The following is a 17,517-nucleotide window of genomic DNA, read 5'->3' on the forward strand; positions in this document are numbered from 1 at the left end:
ACTATTCACTCATTTCGTCATATCGCTCCGGAACTTGCGGATCATACAGCGGACATTTGAATTCTTCCATTATATTCACTAAAGTATCCATTGTCTTTCCTTCAGTACCATAACAATCAATTTTTATGCTTTGGGGAGTCGTTCTGATGTGAAAAGCACCCACACCAGTGTTGTTTTTCCAACTGCTATCGTCTACTTTTTCCCATTTTGAGAATACGGAAGCGATTCTATTCAAGATAACTTGAACGGGGAGTTCCTCTAGACCTTCAATTTCAGCTTGTTCTTCTGTAATAGCTTCATAAACTTCGTGATGGTTGAGATAAATTCCCTCTAGATATTTCCAAAAAAGCAATTCGTACATAGTATTTTGTTTTACTTTTTAATATTCGAAAGTTCCGTATTCGCTGGTAATAGTCAGTTTTTTGGTATCGGCTGCCGCTACTCTACCCACGATTTGTGCATCAACATTAAATGATTTTGAAATCGCAATAATATCTTGGGCAACTGCTTCAGGAACGTAAATTTCCATACGGTGACCGCAATTGAATACTTGGTACATTTCTTTCCAATCTGTTTTAGATTGTTCTTGAATTAACTGGAACAATGGCGGAACCGGAAATAAATTGTCTTTTATAATGTGCAGGTTTTCTACAAAATGTAAAATTTTAGTTTGCGCTCCTCCACTGCAATGCACCATTCCGTGAATTTCATTAGAAGAATATTGGTCTAAAATTTTCTTGATGATTGGCGCATACGTTCTGGTTGGCGAAAGCACTAATTGTCCGGCATCGATTGGTGAATTTTCAACTGCATCCGTCAATTGTACTTGTCCGGAATAGATTAATTCTTCAGGAACCGCAGCATCAAAACTCTCTGGATATTTGGTTGCCAAATATTTCCCGAAAACATCATGACGTGCAGATGTTAATCCGTTGCTTCCCATCCCGCCATTATAACTTTTCTCGTAAGTAGCCTGACCAAAAGAAGCCAATCCCACAATTACGTCACCGGCTTGAATATTAGCATTATCAATTACTTTGCTGCGTTTCATACGAGCTGTTACTGTTGAATCTACAATTATAGTTCGAACAATATCGCCCACATCTGCCGTTTCACCACCTGTTGAATGGATAGTCACGCCAAAAGAATCCAGTTCTTTAATTAACTCTTCAGTTCCGTTGATAATTGCTGAAATTACTTCGGCCGGGATTAGATTTTTATTTCTTCCAATGGTAGAGGAAAGCAAGATATTATCAGTTACTCCTACACACAATAAATCGTCTATATTCATGATTAAAGCATCTTGAGCAATGCCTTTCCAAACGGAAATATCTCCTGTTTCTTTCCAATACATGTAAGCCAAAGAGGATTTAGTTCCTGCTCCATCAGCATGCATGATAAGACAATATTCTTCGTCTTGAGTTAGATAATCAGGGACAATTTTGCAGAAAGCTTGTGGAAACAATCCTTTATCAATATTTTTTATCGCATTATGAACATCTTCTTTGGATGCCGAAACACCGCGAAGCGCATATCTTTTTGAAGTATCTGAACTCATGTAGTATAGTTGTGAAGCCTGCTTTATGGCAGGTAGTTGTGCGGCAAAGATAATTATTTTTTTGGGTTTTGCCTATGGGGTTTTCAAGTGTTTCGTTAAATCTACAATCCGTCTACAAAGTGTAGTTTTATTTTATTAAATTTGTTGTAATGTTTTATATATTAGACCATTATATATAAAAATAAATATCCAAATACCGTTTATCTTAATCGGTATTATCCTAAATTCATATAGATTTTAATTGAAGTTTATCAATAAATCACCTTTAAAAGTTTAACAAATTTTAAACCATGAATTAAACTTAGAAAAGTGGAAACCAGCGACCACTATAAAAAACGGGGCCTTGCCGAAAAGCCTTATGAGTAGGAAATTAAAACAACAATATCATGCCTAAATATGTAATTGAAAGAGAGATTCCCGGTGCCGGTAAATTAAACGCCGAACAATTGAAAGCTATTTCCCAAACTTCTTGTGGAGTGTTGGGTAAAATGGGACCCCAAATCCAGTGGATTAACAGCCAGGTAACCGCTGACAAAATCTATTGTACTTATATCGCACCCAATGAGGAAATGATTCGTGAACATGCAAAACTAGGTGGGTTTCCTGCAAATTCCATCAATCGAGTATCAACAATCATTGACCCGACAACCGCAGAAGAAACAGTTTAGCAAACTATAATTAAATGTATTTAACTTCAAAAGAAATGCCTTTCCAAAACGGAAAAGCATTTTCTATAAAAAAACGTTTGTTATTATTTTACAAATAACAACTCTCTGGACATAGTCATTATCTGCCAGCAACTCTAGCCTATCACAGTGGTTTGTGATGATTTCGAAATATAGTTTTACAGTATTGCACTATTTTTTCACGACAAGAATTTCGACTCTTCTGTTAGCAATTCGTTCTGCTTCATTTTTTTCGGGCAACGCATATATGGGCCTAGTACTCCCAAACCCTCTATGACCTAATCTTGAAGTGGCAATTCCGTTTCTTATTAAATAATCAAATACAAATTTTGATCTCCTGTAGGAAAGTTTTACGTCATTTGGGTTGTTGTTACAACAAATATGCCCGTAAATATAAATTTTTAATTGAGGATTCATTTTCAGAACCTGAAGAAGATCCGAAAGAATTGGCTCTGATTCTGTAATTATTTTTTCTGAATTAAAATGAAAATTCAAATTTTCAAGCTTTATTAAATCTCCTACTTTAGCAGTATTGACTTTTTCAATTAGAGAAACATTATTTTTCGTTTCATTAACCGGAACTTCCTTGCCTTGCGTATTTTCAAAAGCTAAATTCCCGTTATCCGGTTTTTTCTTAATGGATAGCTTATCTTGATAATAAATTAAAACTTTTCGATTATCGCTTTGATTTTTTAATTGTTTAAAATCTTCTCCCAAACCATATAATTCAAGTTTTTCGCTCAGATGAACTTTATTAAATTCTAAAAGTGCGAGTACATTATTAGCTCTTCTAAAAGACAATTCCTTGTTATAAGAATTGGAATCTATACTATCACAATACCCTTGAATCTTTAAAATTTCTTTGCCTTTTGAATGTTCTAACCATTTACAAAAATCATGTTGTGATTTTTCATTAATTATATCTTGATTAAAATTAAAAAACAAAACCAGTTTATCTTGAGCGAATAAAGTCATCGTTTTAAAAAACAACAAAACCAGAAGGATCTTTATTCTCATAGTATAAAAAGTTATATTTTACCCTGAAATAACGCACAAATAAAAAAAATCGTATAAAAAAACACCCGATTCACTATAAAAGTGCATCGGGTGAAATTTAAAAAAAATCTTTTATTTTGTAAACAACAATTCTCTGTATTTAGTCAATGTCCAAAGTTCATTGTCAACCAAAAGTTCCAATTTATCACAGTGCTCACGGATTACTTCAAAATATGGTTTTACTGAATCGCAATATGCTTCAGCCATTTCTTGGGCATCAGTCAAAATATTTGCTTTCTTTCTTTCGTTTGTCATCGCTTCAACTTTAGAATTGATTCCTTCGATATGACCAGAAATTTCTCTGATTAAGATGATTTGCTCTTTGGCAATCGATTCAAATTCAGCTCCAAAAATATCTTTCAAACCTTTAACATTTTCAATTAAAGTATTTTGGTAACGAATAGCAGTAGGAATTACGTGATTTTTAGAAATATCACCTAAAACTCTACCTTCAATTTGTATTTTCTTAGTGTACTCTTCCAATTCAATTTCGTAACGCGCTTCCACTTCAATGTGGTTCATGATACCCAATTCAGAAAACAAATCTAAAGCTTGTTTTGAAGCTCTCGCTTTTAATGCTTGTGGCGTTGTTTTGAAGTTGCTTAAACCTCTTTTTTCTGCTTCGATTTCCCAAGCATCGCTGTAACCGTCTCCTTCGAAAAGGATATTTTTAGAAACTTTGATATATTCTCTCAATACATTGAAGATCGCATCATCTTTCTTCATGTCTTTAGATTCAATCAAGCCATCAACTTCTTTTTTGAAATCTCTCAATTGTTTTGCTACAATGGCATTCAAAGTAGTCATTGCATTAGAACAGTTTGCAGTAGAACCCACGGCTCTGAACTCAAATTTATTTCCTGTAAAGGCAAATGGAGACGTTCTGTTTCTGTCCGTATTGTCCAAAAGTACATCTGGAATTTTACCTACTACATTTAATTTTAAATCTGTTTTTTCTTCCGGTGATAATTTACCGGCAGTTACGCCTTCTAATTCAGCCAAAACTTTTGTCAATTGCTCTCCAATAAACACAGAGATAATTGCTGGTGGCGCTTCATTTGCACCTAACCTGTGATCATTACTGGCAGAAGCAATAGCCCCTCTCAACAATGCTTCATTATCATTTACAGCTTTGATCGTGTTGATAAAGAAAGTCAAAAATTGCAAGTTACTCATAGGCGTTTTACTTGGACTTAACAAGTTAACTCCAGTATCAGTAGCCAATGACCAGTTGTTGTGTTTCCCTGAACCATTTACTCCTTTGAACGGTTTTTCATGGAATAACACTTTCAAATCATGACGTTCCGCCACTTTTTGCATCACATCCATCAACAAACAGTTATGATCAACAGCCAAGTTTGTTTCTTCAAAAATAGGAGCCAACTCAAATTGATTTGGAGCTACTTCATTATGACGTGTTTTAACCGGAATTCCTAACAACATACATTCTTGCTCCAAATCTCTCATGTACGTTAAAGCACGAGTTGGAATAGAACCAAAATAATGGTCATCTAATTGTTGGCCTTTTGCAGAGGTATGTCCAAGCAAAGTTCTTCCTGTCATCATAAGGTCAGGACGAGAATCTGCCAATGATCTGTCGATTAGGAAATATTCTTGCTCCCATCCTAAGGTTGCCGTAACTTTTTTGACATTTTTATCAAAATATTTACACACTTCGGTTGCAGCGTCGTCCATAACAGTCAAAGCTCTCAACAAAGGTGTTTTATAATCTAAAGCTTCTCCGGTGTAAGAAATAAAAACGGTTGGAATACATAAAGTAGTTCCAAAAATAAATGCTGGAGATGTTGGATCCCAAGCGGTATATCCTCTTGCTTCAAATGTATTTCTAATTCCACCATTTGGAAAACTAGAGGCATCTGGTTCTTGTTGTACTAATTGAGCACCACCAAATTTTTCTACCGGATCGCTACCATCATAAGAGGTTTCAAAGAAAGCGTCATGCTTTTCAGCAGTAGTTCCTGTAAGTGGTTGAAACCAGTGTGTGTAATGAGTTACTCCTTTTGACAGAGCCCACTCTTTCATACCCATGGCAATATAATCAGCTAATTTTCTGTCTATTTTAGTTCCATGCTGAACAGCACCTTGCACTCCTTTAAAAGCATCTGAAGTCAAATATTGCTTCATTGCTTTATCATTAAACACATTCGAACCAAAAATAGTTGATTTTCTATCGGTTTCTTCAAATTGAACAGGCTTTCTGTTTGATGCTTCTCTCAAAGCTTGAAAACGTAATGTTGACATAAAAAATTATTTTATAGATTAAACCCCTAATATTTCGATGCAAATATAATTCAATTATTACTTTTATGAAATTTTACCTCTATTTTTTATGGGCAATTCTTTAAATTTATCAAATTCTTAAAAAAGACGCCTAATAATAACAACATAATAATTTTAGCGACCCTATTTTTTTTAACTGCTGTTTTCATCAAAAAAATTAAAACAGCATTACGATGTAAAAGAACTTTAGATTAAAATATTTATGGAAGTTAAAAAACCAAAAAGTATCTTTGTGCAACTTTAAATATTTCATTTATGATTGTCTGGATTTCTTTCTTAGCAGCAGTAATGCTTTTTCTTGCTCTTGATTTAGGTGTTTTCAACAAAACACCACATATTATAAGTTCAAAAGAAGCTGGTAAGTGGACCGCAATATGGGTTGCGTTATCTTTTATGTTTTCTGGAGTAATCTACTGGCTTTACACCACGAATTACATTGAAAATCCAGATACTTTGAAACCTGCAGATGCGTCAATAAAATTCATCACAGGCTATTTAATAGAATTATCCCTTAGTATAGATAATATTTTTGTCATAGCTATTATTTTCTCTGCCTTTAAAATCCCACAAAAATATCAGCATCGAGTATTATTTTGGGGAATATTAGGTGCCATCGTTTTTAGAGGTTTAATGATCTATTTTGGTGTTTTGCTTATTAACAAGTTTTCATGGATGACCTATATTTTTGGAGGCTTTCTAATATATACTGCCATGAAAATGTTATTTAGTGGTGAAGATGAAAAATTTGAACCTAAAAAATCATTCATCTATAAGGCTCTTAAAAAAGTTATTCCTATCTCCAATCACATCGACGGAGAACATTTCTTTGTAAAAAGAAGACATATTACAGCTGCTACACCTCTTTTTGTAGCACTTATAGTTATCGAAGTAATGGATGTCGTATTTGCTATAGACAGTGTTCCTGCAATTTTAGCCATAACAAGTGATCCTTTTTTAGTTTTTAGTTCGAATATCTTTGCTATTTTAGGATTGCGTTCTATGTATTTCTTTCTCGCCCATATGCTTGACAAATTTGCTCATTTGGAATACAGTCTTATTGCTATTTTGAGTTTCGTAGGTATTAAAATGCTGCTTCATGATTATATTAAATTCCCAGAATGGGTGTCACTGGCTTTTATAGCAGTTTCACTTATAGCAGGAATTGTTGCATCTCTAAGAAAGAGCAGCAAAGAGTTTGTATAATAATTCCGAAAACAGAACACATAAAAAAAAGGAAATCGTGGGATTTCCTTTTTTTATGCTATAAAATGTTCTAACTGAACACTATTTTTCTATCTCACGCATACTATCCATTTTCTTGTGAGCCAAGAAACCGGCAATATCTTCAAAATGCTCTACTACTCTTTTGTTTCCAAACTCGAAAACTTTAGTCGCCAATCCATCCAAGAAATCCCTGTCGTGAGAAACCAAAATTAATGTTCCGTCAAAATCACGCAACGCATCTTTGATAATGTCTTTGGTTTTCATGTCCAAGTGATTCGAAGGCTCATCCAGAATCAATAAATTCACTGGTTCCAACAATAATTTTATCATTGCCAAACGGGTTTTCTCACCACCAGAAAGCACTTTCACTTTTTTGGTCACATCATCACCCTGAAACATAAAAGCGCCAAGAATATCTTTAATTTTAGTTCGAACATCACCCACGGCAATATCATCAATCGTTTCAAAAATAGTAGCATTTTCATCTAATAAAGAAGCTTGATTTTGAGCAAAATAACCAATTTGTGCGTTATGACCTATTTCTAAACTTCCACCATTTATTTCGATTTCTTTCATAATGGCTTTAATCATCGTCGATTTTCCTTCCCCATTTTTCCCTACGAAAGCTACTTTTTCTCCTCTTTCAATAACCATATTTGCATTCGAAAAAACCACGTGATCGCCATACGATTTTGACAAATCCTTTACAATTACCGGATATTGTCCGGAACGGGCAGCAGGCGGAAATTTTAGCTTCAAAGCCGAAGTGTCCACCTCGTCAACCTGAACAATTACAAGCTTCTCTAACATCTTAACACGGGATTGAACGGCATCTGTTTTAGAAAACGTCCCTTTAAAACGATCGATAAAAGTTCTATTATCAGCAATCATTCGTTGTTGCTCATCATACGCTTTTTGCTGATGCACGCGCCTGTCTTTTCTAAGTTCCAGATAATGAGAATACTTGGCTTTATAATCATAAATACGCCCCATTGTAACTTCGATGGTACGATTCGTAATATTATCTACAAAAGCTCTATCGTGAGAAATTACCACAACTGCTTTGGCTGAATTAATCAAGAAATCCTCTAACCATTGAATACTTTCAATATCCATGTGGTTGGTAGGCTCATCCAGTAAAATTAGGTCTGGTTTTTGCAAAAGGATTTTTGCCAGTTCAATTCGCATTCTCCATCCTCCAGAAAACTCTGAAGTTTGACGACTAAAGTCTTCACGGACAAATCCCAAACCGATTAGAATTTTCTCTACTTCGGCTTCATAATTTATTTCTTCGATAGCATAAAATTTCTCGCTTAAGTCCGAAACTCTTTCGATTAATTTCATGTAGGCATCACTTTCATAATCGGTACGAATGGTCAATTGTTCATTAATTTCATCGATCTCCGCTTTCATTGCAAAAACTTCTCCAAAAGCTTTCGAAGTTTCTTCCATCACCGTCGCACCATCTGTAGTCAATAAATGCTGAGGCAAATAGGCCACAACAGCATCTTTTGGCGCCGAAATACTCCCGGTTGAAGGCTTGCTTTGACCCGCTATAATTTTAAGCAGCGTCGATTTTCCTGCTCCATTTTTACCCATTAGGGCAATTTTATCATTTTCATTTATAGCAAAAGAAACATCACTAAAAAGTGTCGTGCCACCAAATTGCACAGAGATATCGTTAACTGTAATCATTTAGATTTTTAGATTTTTAGACTGCTTAGATTTTTAGACTTCTCAGCAAGTGTTTTTTGAAAGTGCAAAGATAGATTAATTCAGGAATTGGACAATTGAATAATTTATAACAACAGGGCAAACGCATGAGTTTTAAAAATTGTCTATTTGATGAGAATTATAGAGCCAATAGATTTAATTCAACTTTTTTTGACACAAATTCCACAAATTTACACAGATTAATTTGTGCTAATTTGTGGAATTTGTGTCAAATCTTTAACCGTATTTACTCATGCGTTTGCCCTGTTTATAACAATTTAAATTTTGAATATAAAAAATATAAAAATTAAACGGAGCACAATAATAATATTTTTTTATAGTTTTGTATCTGATATTTAGATATTTACTAACTAAAAAAATCTTGTATTTGAAACAAAAGAAAAATCTTAAAAACAACAAATCCCTAAATCATGATGAAAACAGTAATCCATGTTTAAACAATGTAAAAACAGGAGAATAGTGTAGAAAACAAAATCGATGCGTAAACGAAAAACCTAATTTTTCTAGGTTGAATGAAAATTTAAAAACTAGTTCATGAAAAAAACATTAACAATTATTCTCTTATGCGCTTTTAATTTTATTGTAGCTCAGAGCAATGAAGAAATTGTACAGAAAGCTTGCGAAGTACAAACAAAATGGGGATCTAAAGCCAAAAATAAAAATATTATTACGCTAATTGATTTTTCAAAATCAATCAACGAAGCAAGGCTTTATGTTATTGATTTAAAAAATAACAAAATACTTCTGACCAGTAATGTTGACCATGGTTCCGGCTCAGGAACCGGATTGACTCCCAGTTCATTTAGCAATATTGAAGGAAGCAAAGCCACTTCATTAGGATGCTATCTTACGTTGCAGACCTATCAAGGCATGTGGGGATATTCTTTGAGATTAGATGGTTTAGAAAATGATAAAAATTCGAATGCTTTAAAAAGAAATATCGTGGTCCATTCGTCAAAAAAAATGTTTAGTAAATTCAGTTGGGGATGTTTTTCTGTTCCGGACAATAATGCCAATCCCCTGATTGACTTGATAAAAAACGGCTCCCTTATTTACGCTTATCAATAAAAAACGTTTACTTAGCGGAACTTAAACTAAAAAAAGCCTCAATCAAGAGGCTTTTTACATTGTATATAAAGTAGAAATTATTCTTTTCTCCACTTTTTTGATTCCTCAAAAACATGCTCTAGAATAGCTGCTTCTCTTTCGTCAAAATCCACGTTTCTACGACTCATTACTAATCGAGCCGTTTCAAAAGCTTTTTTGGTCACATAAGTGGTAAAACCGGAAGCGCCACCCCAAGAAAAACTAGGCACAAAGTTGCGAGGAAACCCACTACCAAAGATATTAGCGCTCACTCCTATTACCGTTCCTGTATTGAACATCGTGTTAATTCCGCATTTGCTGTGATCTCCCATCATCAATCCGCAAAACTGAAGTCCCGTTTTAGCAAAACCTTCCGTTTCATAACTCCACAATTTCACTTCTTCGTAATTATTCTTTAGATTAGAATTGTTGCTGTCAGCTCCAATATTACACCATTCGCCAAGAACAGAATCTCCAAGAAATCCATCATGCCCTTTATTCGAATACGCAAAAAGCACTGTATTTTTTACCTCACCACCAATTCTGGAATAGGGTCCAACTGTTGTAGCGCCATATACTTTGGCCGCCATTTTTACTTGCGCATTTTCGCACAAGGCAAAAGGCCCTCTGATTACGGAACCTTCCATAATTTCAGAATCTTTACCTATATATATGGGGCCTAAAGAAGCATTTAAAGTTACAAACTCTAACTTTGCCCCTTCTTCTATAAATATGTTCTCCGGCGCAATGACATTGACACTTTTCGGGATGGGTTGTGATTTTCTGTCTTCAGTTAAATATTCGAAATCCTCTCGTATCGCAGCATCATTTTTAGAAAAAATATCCCAAGTATGCTCAACTGTCAAGCAATCATCATGATATTCAATAATTTCATAGGAATCAAAATCAACTTCTTCCTGCTCTTCATTAGTATAAAAAGCAATGACTTCATCCCCTTTAAAAATAGCTTGGTTTGGCTCCAGATTACTAACCATCTCTGCTAAAACATCATTAGGAAGAAAGGAAGCGTTTATCATTACATTTTCTTCTAATTCTACCATTGGGAATTTCTCTGACAAATATTCCTCTGTCAATGTAGTTGTAGTAGAACCCAGACGCATTTCCCATTTTTGGCGAATAGTCATGATTCCGATAAGAATATCAGCAACAGGACGTGTGAAAGTAAAGGGCAATAATGCATTTCGAGCGGGACCGTCAAAAAGAATATAGTTCATAAATAAATTGAATTGTAAATTGTTAAAATGTGATTTGGTTATCAAGGCAAAGTTACAAATATTTTATCTGTTTACTTGAAAGCCGCCTTTCTTAATCCGATAAATCAATTCAATAAACTCCATAAAAAAAGCCTCCCAAAAAGGAAGGCTTGATTGTATTTGATAACAAGTTAAAATTATTTAACGTGTTTAGCGTATTTAGTTTTAAATTTGTCGATACGTCCTGCAGTATCAATAAGTTTAGATTTACCTGTGTAAAAAGGGTGAGAAGTTCTAGAGATCTCCATTTTTACAACTGGATATTCAACTCCATCAACTGTTAATGTTTCTCTTGTATCTGCAGTAGATTTAGTGATAAAAACTTCGTCATTTGACATGTCTTTAAATGCAACTAATCTGTAATTTTCTGGGTGAATTCCTTTTTTCATCTTGTTAATCTTTTTTATTTGTTAATTATAATTTGTCTTGAAGCTTTTCTTCTAACAGAAAAGGTATAAACTCCTTATAACTTTTTGTTTTACAATATTATTTTGAGTTTGCAAATTTACAATTATTTTCCAATAAACAAATCTTTGCATCACTTTTTTTATATAATCGTAAAAAACGATTTTTAGCTACGAATATATTGGGAATTGTTATATTTGTGGATTAATTTAAAAACAACAACAATGATAAATGAAATTATTAAAAAGAACGGGGTTACTTACGGAATTACTTTAGGTGTTATTTTAGCTTTAATTACGGCTACAATGTACGCAATTGATTTAAAATTGTTTGTTTCTGGCTGGATTGGAGGCTTGACATTTGTTATTTATTTAGTAATTGGTATTTTATTGCTTACAAAAACAAAAAAAGACATTAATGGATTTTTCTCCTTTAAAGATGCATTTACTGCTTTTTTCATTACCGTTGTAATCGCTCTTTTAATTTCAACATTATTAAGCGTTTTATTATTTAACGTAATTGATCCTAGTGCAAAAGACACTGTAAACGATTTACTTGTAAAGTATATGGCTGAAACATTACAAAAATTTGGAACACCAGCATCTGCCATAAACGAAGCATTAGCAAAAATGAAAGAAAACAATCCTTTTTCGACTTTAGAACAACTGAAAGCATTAGTTTTTAGCCTTGTTGGTTACTCTATATTAGGATTAATTTTGGCTGCATTTTTCAAAAGCAAAACTACACAAGAATAAAAATTAATGAATTTATCTATACTCATACCGCTTCTTAATGAAGAGGAATCGCTTAATGAACTCTACAATTGGATCATTAAAGTGATGCAATCCCATAATTACTCTTACGAAATCATTTTTCTGGATGATGGAAGTACGGATAATTCCTGGACTATTATCGAAGGATTTGCAAATGAAAACCCACATGTAAAAGGGGTTCGTTTCATGAAAAATTTTGGAAAATCACAGGCGCTACATGCTGGTTTTGCAAAAGCAAAAGGCGATGTCATTATCACTATGGATGCTGATTTGCAAGACAGCCCCGAAGAAATTCCGGGATTGTACGATATGATTACCAATGGGAAATATGATTTGGTTTCCGGATGGAAAAAGAAACGCTACGATTCCGTAGTTGCTAAAAACTTACCGTCTAAATTATTCAATTGGGCTGCGAGAAAAACATCGGGAGTAGAACTCAATGATTTTAATTGTGGACTGAAAGCGTACAAAAACGTTGTTGTAAAAAACATTGAAGTTTCAGGTGAAATGCACCGATACATTCCGGTTTTGGCAAAAAATGCCGGTTTTGGAAAAATCGGTGAAAAAGTAGTGCAGCATCAAGCCCGAAAATATGGCGAAACTAAATTTGGAATGGAGCGTTTCATCAATGGTTTTCTGGATTTGATTACCATTTGGTTTCTCTCGAGATTTGGAAAACGACCGATGCACTTGTTTGGAGCCATGGGATCGTTAATGTTTATTATTGGTTTTATGCTTGCCGGATATATTGGTATTTCAAAATTATATCACATGTATAATGACATGCGTTATACCTTAGTGACTAACAATCCTTGGTTTTATATTGCACTTACCACAATGGTTTTGGGAACGCAATTGTTTTTGGCGGGATTTCTGGGCGAAATCATTTTGCGAACAAAAAACAATGAAGAACGTTATAAAGTTTCGAGTGAGGTTAATTTTTTATAATTTCTATACTGGTATCACAAAATGTGATACCAGTATAGTATGAGCTCACAAATTGTGACCTCATAGAAAAAATATAACTTGAGGACGCAATTTTCGTCCTCAAACATTAAAAACTATGGAACTGGAAGTTATACAAAATAAAATTTTTGAGATAAGAGGCTATAAAGTTATCCTAGATTTTGACTTAGCTTTATTATATAACGTTGAAAACAAACGATTAAAAGAAGCTGTCAGAAGAAATCCTAATCGTTTTCCAGAAGATTTTATGTTTGAACTTTCTAAAATTGAGTATGATTCTTTAAGGACGCAATTTGCGACCTTAAAGAATGGAAGAGGGCAACATTTAAAGTATCTTCCTTTCGCCTTTACAGAACAAGGAATCGCAATGCTCTCTAGTGTACTGAATAGTGAAAAGGCAATTGAAGTGAACATTTCAATTATTCGAGCATTTGTAACCATTAGACAATTTACATTAACATATAGTGAACTGAAAGATAGAATCATAGAAATCGAAAAGCAATTTCCTGATATTTACAAAGCCCTAAATTATTTGGTAGACAAAGAGAGTAGTAGCAAAAATAACGACGAAAGAAACAAAATTGGGTATAAAAACTGATTTTCAATGTAAACGTGACTAGCCCTGATAGTAGCGGCATCCTTTTTCTTTTTTTTCTTTAAAAAAAGAAGAAGATACAGCGGATAGCAGGACACGAGCGTAGCGAACTGACAAAGTAAACAGCTCCTATAAAACAGAAGTAACACTATTTAAATTACGAATTTAGAAACGAAAAGATATATAGAATGGATATCAAACAAAACATTTTGGATGCAGTAAACGAATGGCTTACACCAACATTTGATACGACAACACAGGAAGCAATTACCGAATTGATGACTACATCTCCTAAAGAACTGGAAGAGAGTTTTTATAAAAATCTCGAATTTGGAACGGGCGGAATGCGCGGAGTTATGGGTGTTGGAAACAATCGCATCAATAAATATACGCTTGGAAAAAGTACGCAAGGACTTTCGGATTACTTGCATACTGCTTTTCCTAACCAGCCTTTGAAGGCGGTTATTGCTTACGATTGTCGTCATAATAGTGATACTTTGGCCAAATTAGTTGCGGATGTTTTCTCGGCTAACGGTATTGAAGTTTATTTGTTTTCGGATATGAGACCAACACCAGAGCTGTCATTTGCACTTAAACATTTAGGTTGCCAATGCGGAATTGTTCTTACTGCATCACACAATCCACCGGAATATAATGGATACAAAGTGTATTGGGAAGATGGCGGACAAATTGTTCCTCCGGAAGATGAAGGAATTATTAATCGTATTGAAAATTTAAATTACAATCAAATCAAGTTCACTGCCAATGCCGATTTGATACACTATATTGACACGGAAGTTGATGAAGCTTTTATTAAATCGACTATCGAAAATGCCAGTTTTGGGACTTCGGCTGAAGCCAAAAAAAATCTGAATATTGTTTTCACTTCTTTGCATGGTACATCTATAAAGTCAGTTCCTGATACATTATCGCAAGCGGGTTATCCTAACGTGAATATTGTTGAAGAACAAAGAGTTCCAAATGGTGATTTCCCAACGGTAAAATCTCCAAATCCTGAAGAGCCGGAAGCCTTGACGATGGCACTGGCTTTGGCTGATAAAACCAATTCGGATATTGTTATTGGAACTGATCCTGACTGTGACCGTTTGGGAGTTGCGGTTAGAAATAACGAAGGCAAAATGACCTTGCTTAACGGAAATCAAACCATGATTTTGATGACTGCTTTTTTATTGGAACAATGGAAAAAAGCGGGAAAAATCAATGGTAAACAATTCGTGGGCTCTACGATAGTTTCTACTCCTATGATGATGGAATTAGCCACTAATTACAATGTTGAATGCAAAATTGGTTTGACTGGTTTCAAATGGATCGCCAAAATGATTAAGGATTTTCCAGAATTGGAATTCATTGGTGGCGGGGAAGAAAGTTTTGGCTATATGGTAGGCGATGCAGTACGTGATAAGGACGCAGTTGCGGCCACTTTATTGATTTGCGAAGTTGCGGCTCAAGCCAAAGCCAAAGGAAGCACTGTTTACAAAGAATTGCTGAAACTGTATGTTGACAACGGTTTTTACAAAGAACATTTAGTTTCATTGACTAAAAAAGGAATGGATGGTTTACAGGAAATTAACCAGATGATGATTGATTTACGCGAAAATCCATTGAAAGAAATCAACGGGCAAAGAGTAATTATGGTGGAGGATTATCAATCTTCAATTGCTAAAAACTTGCTTACCGACGAGGAAACCAAAATGGAAATCCCAAAATCTAACGTACTGATTTATTATACGGAAGACGGTTCTAAAATTTGCGCCAGACCAAGTGGAACAGAGCCTAAAATAAAATTCTATATCAGTGTAAATACAGAGCTCTATGATGTAGCCGATTTCACGGAAGTGGAACGTTCATTAGACGAAAAAATAAAAAATATTATTGCATCAATGCAATTGAACTAATTCAATACAAATTGATTTTCAGACAGACCCGACAGTAAAAAAACTGTCGGGTTTTAATGGTAAAAAATAACATAAATGAACAATTTTAAAAAAATATTCTCTTTTATAATCCCCTATAAAAAGTACGCTTATCTCAACATATTTTTCAATATTTTGTATGCGCTTTTTGGAACATTATCTTTTGTTTCATTGATGCCAATGATGGATGTATTATTTGGACAATCAAAGAAAAATTATGTAATTCCAACTTATAAAGGAGTTTGGGAACTAAAAAAATATCTATCCGATTCTTTGAGTTATTACTTAACTTCCATTACTGATCCTAATGGAATTGGATATACTTTATCGATATTGGTGGCTGGAATTATCATCATATTTTTATTGAAAAATTTATCCGATTATTTAGCGATGTTTTTCATCACTTATCTAAGAAATGGTATTTTGAGAGACATGAGAAATGCGATGTATAAAAAAACACTCGAATTACCTTTGGCTTTTTTCTCAGAGAAAAGAAAAGGTGATGTTATAGCCAGAATCTCTGCCGATGTAAACGAGGTACAAACTTCCTTCTTATCCATTCTTGAACTTATTGTAAAAGAGCCATTAACTATACTATTTACGATAATTGCAATGCTTACCATAAGCGCAAAATTGACGTTATTCGTATTTATTTTTATTCCTATTTCAGGGTATGTTATTTCCCTTATTGGAAAACAACTAAAAAAGCAATCGACTCGTGCACAGGAAGAACAAGGAGTCTTTTTATCTACAATAGAGGAGACTTTAGGGGGATTGAAAGTTGTAAAAGGCTACAATTCCGAAAGATATTTCAATCGTGTTTTTAAAGAATCAACACAACGTTTTTTTACCTTATCGAATAGTATCGGAAACCGACAAAATTTAGCTTCTCCCATGAGTGAATTTATGGGAATTATGGTAATTGCTATTTTACTTTGGTACGGCGGTCACATGGTTTTGATAGAAAAAACGTTGAATGGAGCCGCTTTTATTACCTATATGGGTTTAGCGTACAATATCTTAACTCCCGCTAAATCAATCTCAAAAGCCTCCTATAACATCAAAAGAGGAAATGCGGCTGCAGAACGTATTTTAGAGATTTTAGAACAGGAGAACACTATTAAAAGCAAAGTCAATGCCATCAAAAAAGATTCTTTTGATGCTAACATAGTTCTTAAAGACATTAACTTTAAATACGAAGATGAGAATGTTTTAAAGCACTTTTCACTTGAAGTAAAAAAAGGACAGACGGTTGCTCTTGTTGGACAATCCGGAAGCGGAAAAAGTACGATTGCTAATTTATTGACTCGTTTTTATGATGTCAATGAAGGAACAATAAGTATCGATGGAACGGATATAAAGGACATTAATTTACATTCTCTTCGTGATTTGATGGGATTAGTAACACAGGACAGTATTTTATTCAATGACACCATTAAAGCTAATATTTCATTAGGCAAACATAACGCAACCGATGAAGAAATCATTGAAGCCTTAAAAATTGCCAATGCATACGAATTTGTAAAAGACTTGCCTCTTGGAATTTATACTAATATTGGCGACAGCGGAAACAAACTTTCCGGTGGTCAAAAACAACGATTATCAATTGCTCGTGCTGTTTTGAAAAACCCTCCAATTATGATTCTCGATGAAGCAACATCAGCATTGGATACTGAAAGCGAAAAATTTGTGCAAGTGGCACTCGAGAATATGATGCAAAACAGAACTTCAATTGTCATTGCGCATCGTCTTTCAACTATTCAAAAAGCAGATTTGATTGTAGTGATGCAAAAGGGAAAAATTGTAGAACAAGGCAAACATGATGAACTAATTGCGTTGAATGGCACGTATAACAAATTAGTGACAATGCAGTCCTTTGAATGAAGATTGCAGATTAACGATTTTTGATTTAAGATTTTATTGAA

At 34.2% G+C, this 17,517-nt stretch carries 15 protein-coding genes; 8 read left to right on the forward strand and 7 right to left on the reverse strand.

What is annotated here, in order from left to right; translation table 11 throughout:
* Position 1 precedes the first annotated feature (1 nt).
* The gene (locus E0I26_RS03855; RefSeq protein WP_131915186.1) at positions 2-361 is read right to left on the reverse strand and encodes a hypothetical protein; all 360 of its coding nucleotides are present in this window, start codon (positions 359-361) and stop codon (positions 2-4) included.
* An 18-nt stretch (positions 362-379) separates the two neighbouring features.
* Entirely contained in the window at positions 380-1,558 is a 1,179-nt protein-coding gene (locus E0I26_RS03860; RefSeq protein ID WP_131915187.1) for an AIR synthase related protein, read from the reverse strand.
* A 386-nt stretch (positions 1,559-1,944) separates the two neighbouring features.
* Between E0I26_RS03860 and E0I26_RS03865 the strand changes: the two genes are divergently transcribed.
* A complete protein-coding gene (locus E0I26_RS03865; RefSeq protein ID WP_131915188.1) occupies positions 1,945-2,226 on the forward strand; it encodes a DUF4242 domain-containing protein in 282 nt (93 codons plus the stop codon).
* A gap of 189 nt (positions 2,227-2,415) precedes the next feature.
* On the opposite strand, the gene E0I26_RS03870 is transcribed toward E0I26_RS03865, so the two are convergent.
* Both E0I26_RS03870 and E0I26_RS03875 read right to left on the reverse strand, forming a co-directional pair.
* Complete coding sequence (locus E0I26_RS03870) at positions 2,416-3,189, reverse strand: OmpA family protein (protein WP_165929400.1); 774 nt, start codon at positions 3,187-3,189, stop codon at positions 2,416-2,418.
* A gap of 183 nt (positions 3,190-3,372) precedes the next feature.
* Positions 3,373-5,562 carry a glutamine synthetase III family protein gene (locus E0I26_RS03875; protein WP_131915190.1) on the reverse strand — a complete coding sequence of 730 codons (2,190 nt, stop codon included), beginning with the start codon at positions 5,560-5,562 and terminating at the stop codon, positions 3,373-3,375.
* Between the two features lie 294 nt (positions 5,563-5,856).
* Here E0I26_RS03875 and E0I26_RS03880 point away from each other — a divergent pair, with 294 nt between their 5' ends.
* The gene (locus E0I26_RS03880; protein WP_131915191.1) at positions 5,857-6,804 is read left to right on the forward strand and encodes a TerC family protein; all 948 of its coding nucleotides are present in this window, start codon (positions 5,857-5,859) and stop codon (positions 6,802-6,804) included.
* A gap of 81 nt (positions 6,805-6,885) precedes the next feature.
* Here the strand turns inward: E0I26_RS03880 and E0I26_RS03885 are convergent, their stop codons facing one another.
* Positions 6,886-8,520, reverse strand: a complete 1,635-nt coding sequence (locus E0I26_RS03885) for an ABC-F family ATP-binding cassette domain-containing protein (RefSeq protein ID WP_131915192.1) — start codon at positions 8,518-8,520, stop codon at positions 6,886-6,888.
* 573 nt (positions 8,521-9,093) lie between these two features.
* Between E0I26_RS03885 and E0I26_RS03890 the strand changes: the two genes are divergently transcribed.
* Entirely contained in the window at positions 9,094-9,627 is a 534-nt protein-coding gene (locus E0I26_RS03890) for a murein L,D-transpeptidase catalytic domain family protein (protein ID WP_131915193.1), read from the forward strand.
* Between the two features lie 77 nt (positions 9,628-9,704).
* Here the strand turns inward: E0I26_RS03890 and E0I26_RS03895 are convergent, their stop codons facing one another.
* On the reverse strand, positions 9,705-10,880 hold the full coding sequence (locus E0I26_RS03895; RefSeq protein WP_131915194.1) for a GlmU family protein: 1,176 nt from the start codon (positions 10,878-10,880) through the stop codon (positions 9,705-9,707).
* Positions 10,881-11,056: 176 nt separating this feature from the next.
* Complete coding sequence (locus E0I26_RS03900; RefSeq protein ID WP_039109118.1) at positions 11,057-11,308, reverse strand: type B 50S ribosomal protein L31; 252 nt, start codon at positions 11,306-11,308, stop codon at positions 11,057-11,059.
* A 240-nt stretch (positions 11,309-11,548) separates the two neighbouring features.
* Here E0I26_RS03900 and E0I26_RS03905 point away from each other — a divergent pair, with 240 nt between their 5' ends.
* The 5 genes from E0I26_RS03905 (at position 11,549) to E0I26_RS03925 (ending at position 17,476) form a co-directional block, all read left to right on the forward strand.
* A complete protein-coding gene (locus E0I26_RS03905; protein ID WP_131915195.1) occupies positions 11,549-12,079 on the forward strand; it encodes a DUF4199 domain-containing protein in 531 nt (176 codons plus the stop codon).
* Between the two features lie 6 nt (positions 12,080-12,085).
* Entirely contained in the window at positions 12,086-13,045 is a 960-nt protein-coding gene (locus E0I26_RS03910; protein ID WP_131915196.1) for a glycosyltransferase family 2 protein, read from the forward strand.
* Between the two features lie 115 nt (positions 13,046-13,160).
* The gene (locus E0I26_RS03915; protein ID WP_131915197.1) at positions 13,161-13,661 is read left to right on the forward strand and encodes an ORF6N domain-containing protein; all 501 of its coding nucleotides are present in this window, start codon (positions 13,161-13,163) and stop codon (positions 13,659-13,661) included.
* A gap of 185 nt (positions 13,662-13,846) precedes the next feature.
* Positions 13,847-15,574, forward strand: a complete 1,728-nt coding sequence (locus E0I26_RS03920) for a phospho-sugar mutase (RefSeq protein ID WP_131915198.1) — start codon at positions 13,847-13,849, stop codon at positions 15,572-15,574.
* 75 nt (positions 15,575-15,649) lie between these two features.
* On the forward strand, positions 15,650-17,476 hold the full coding sequence (locus E0I26_RS03925) for an ABC transporter ATP-binding protein (RefSeq protein ID WP_131915199.1): 1,827 nt from the start codon (positions 15,650-15,652) through the stop codon (positions 17,474-17,476).
* Positions 17,477-17,517 lie beyond the last annotated feature (41 nt).

The organism is Flavobacterium rhamnosiphilum, from assembly GCF_004349195.1.
In the GTDB taxonomy this organism is placed as follows: domain Bacteria; phylum Bacteroidota; class Bacteroidia; order Flavobacteriales; family Flavobacteriaceae; genus Flavobacterium; species Flavobacterium rhamnosiphilum.

Bases quoted from the DNA above. Each gene is read 5' to 3' on its own strand.
- E0I26_RS03900 (WP_039109118.1), bottom strand. From the start codon at position 11,308: ATGAAAAAAGGAATTCACCCAGAAAATTACAGATTAGTTGCATTTAAA.
- E0I26_RS03910 (WP_131915196.1), top strand. From the start codon at position 12,086: ATGAATTTATCTATACTCATACCGCTTCTTAATGAAGAGGAATCGCTT.
- E0I26_RS03885 (WP_131915192.1), bottom strand. From the start codon at position 8,520: ATGATTACAGTTAACGATATCTCTGTGCAATTTGGTGGCACGACACTT.
- E0I26_RS03895 (WP_131915194.1), bottom strand. From the start codon at position 10,880: ATGAACTATATTCTTTTTGACGGTCCCGCTCGAAATGCATTATTGCCC.
- E0I26_RS03860 (WP_131915187.1), bottom strand. From the start codon at position 1,558: ATGAGTTCAGATACTTCAAAAAGATATGCGCTTCGCGGTGTTTCGGCA.
- E0I26_RS03865 (WP_131915188.1), top strand. From the start codon at position 1,945: ATGCCTAAATATGTAATTGAAAGAGAGATTCCCGGTGCCGGTAAATTA.
- E0I26_RS03875 (WP_131915190.1), bottom strand. From the start codon at position 5,562: ATGTCAACATTACGTTTTCAAGCTTTGAGAGAAGCATCAAACAGAAAG.
- E0I26_RS03855 (WP_131915186.1), bottom strand. From the start codon at position 361: ATGTACGAATTGCTTTTTTGGAAATATCTAGAGGGAATTTATCTCAAC.
- E0I26_RS03925 (WP_131915199.1), top strand. From the start codon at position 15,650: ATGAACAATTTTAAAAAAATATTCTCTTTTATAATCCCCTATAAAAAG.
- E0I26_RS03915 (WP_131915197.1), top strand. From the start codon at position 13,161: ATGGAACTGGAAGTTATACAAAATAAAATTTTTGAGATAAGAGGCTAT.
- E0I26_RS03905 (WP_131915195.1), top strand. From the start codon at position 11,549: ATGATAAATGAAATTATTAAAAAGAACGGGGTTACTTACGGAATTACT.
- E0I26_RS03880 (WP_131915191.1), top strand. From the start codon at position 5,857: ATGATTGTCTGGATTTCTTTCTTAGCAGCAGTAATGCTTTTTCTTGCT.
- E0I26_RS03920 (WP_131915198.1), top strand. From the start codon at position 13,847: ATGGATATCAAACAAAACATTTTGGATGCAGTAAACGAATGGCTTACA.
- E0I26_RS03890 (WP_131915193.1), top strand. From the start codon at position 9,094: ATGAAAAAAACATTAACAATTATTCTCTTATGCGCTTTTAATTTTATT.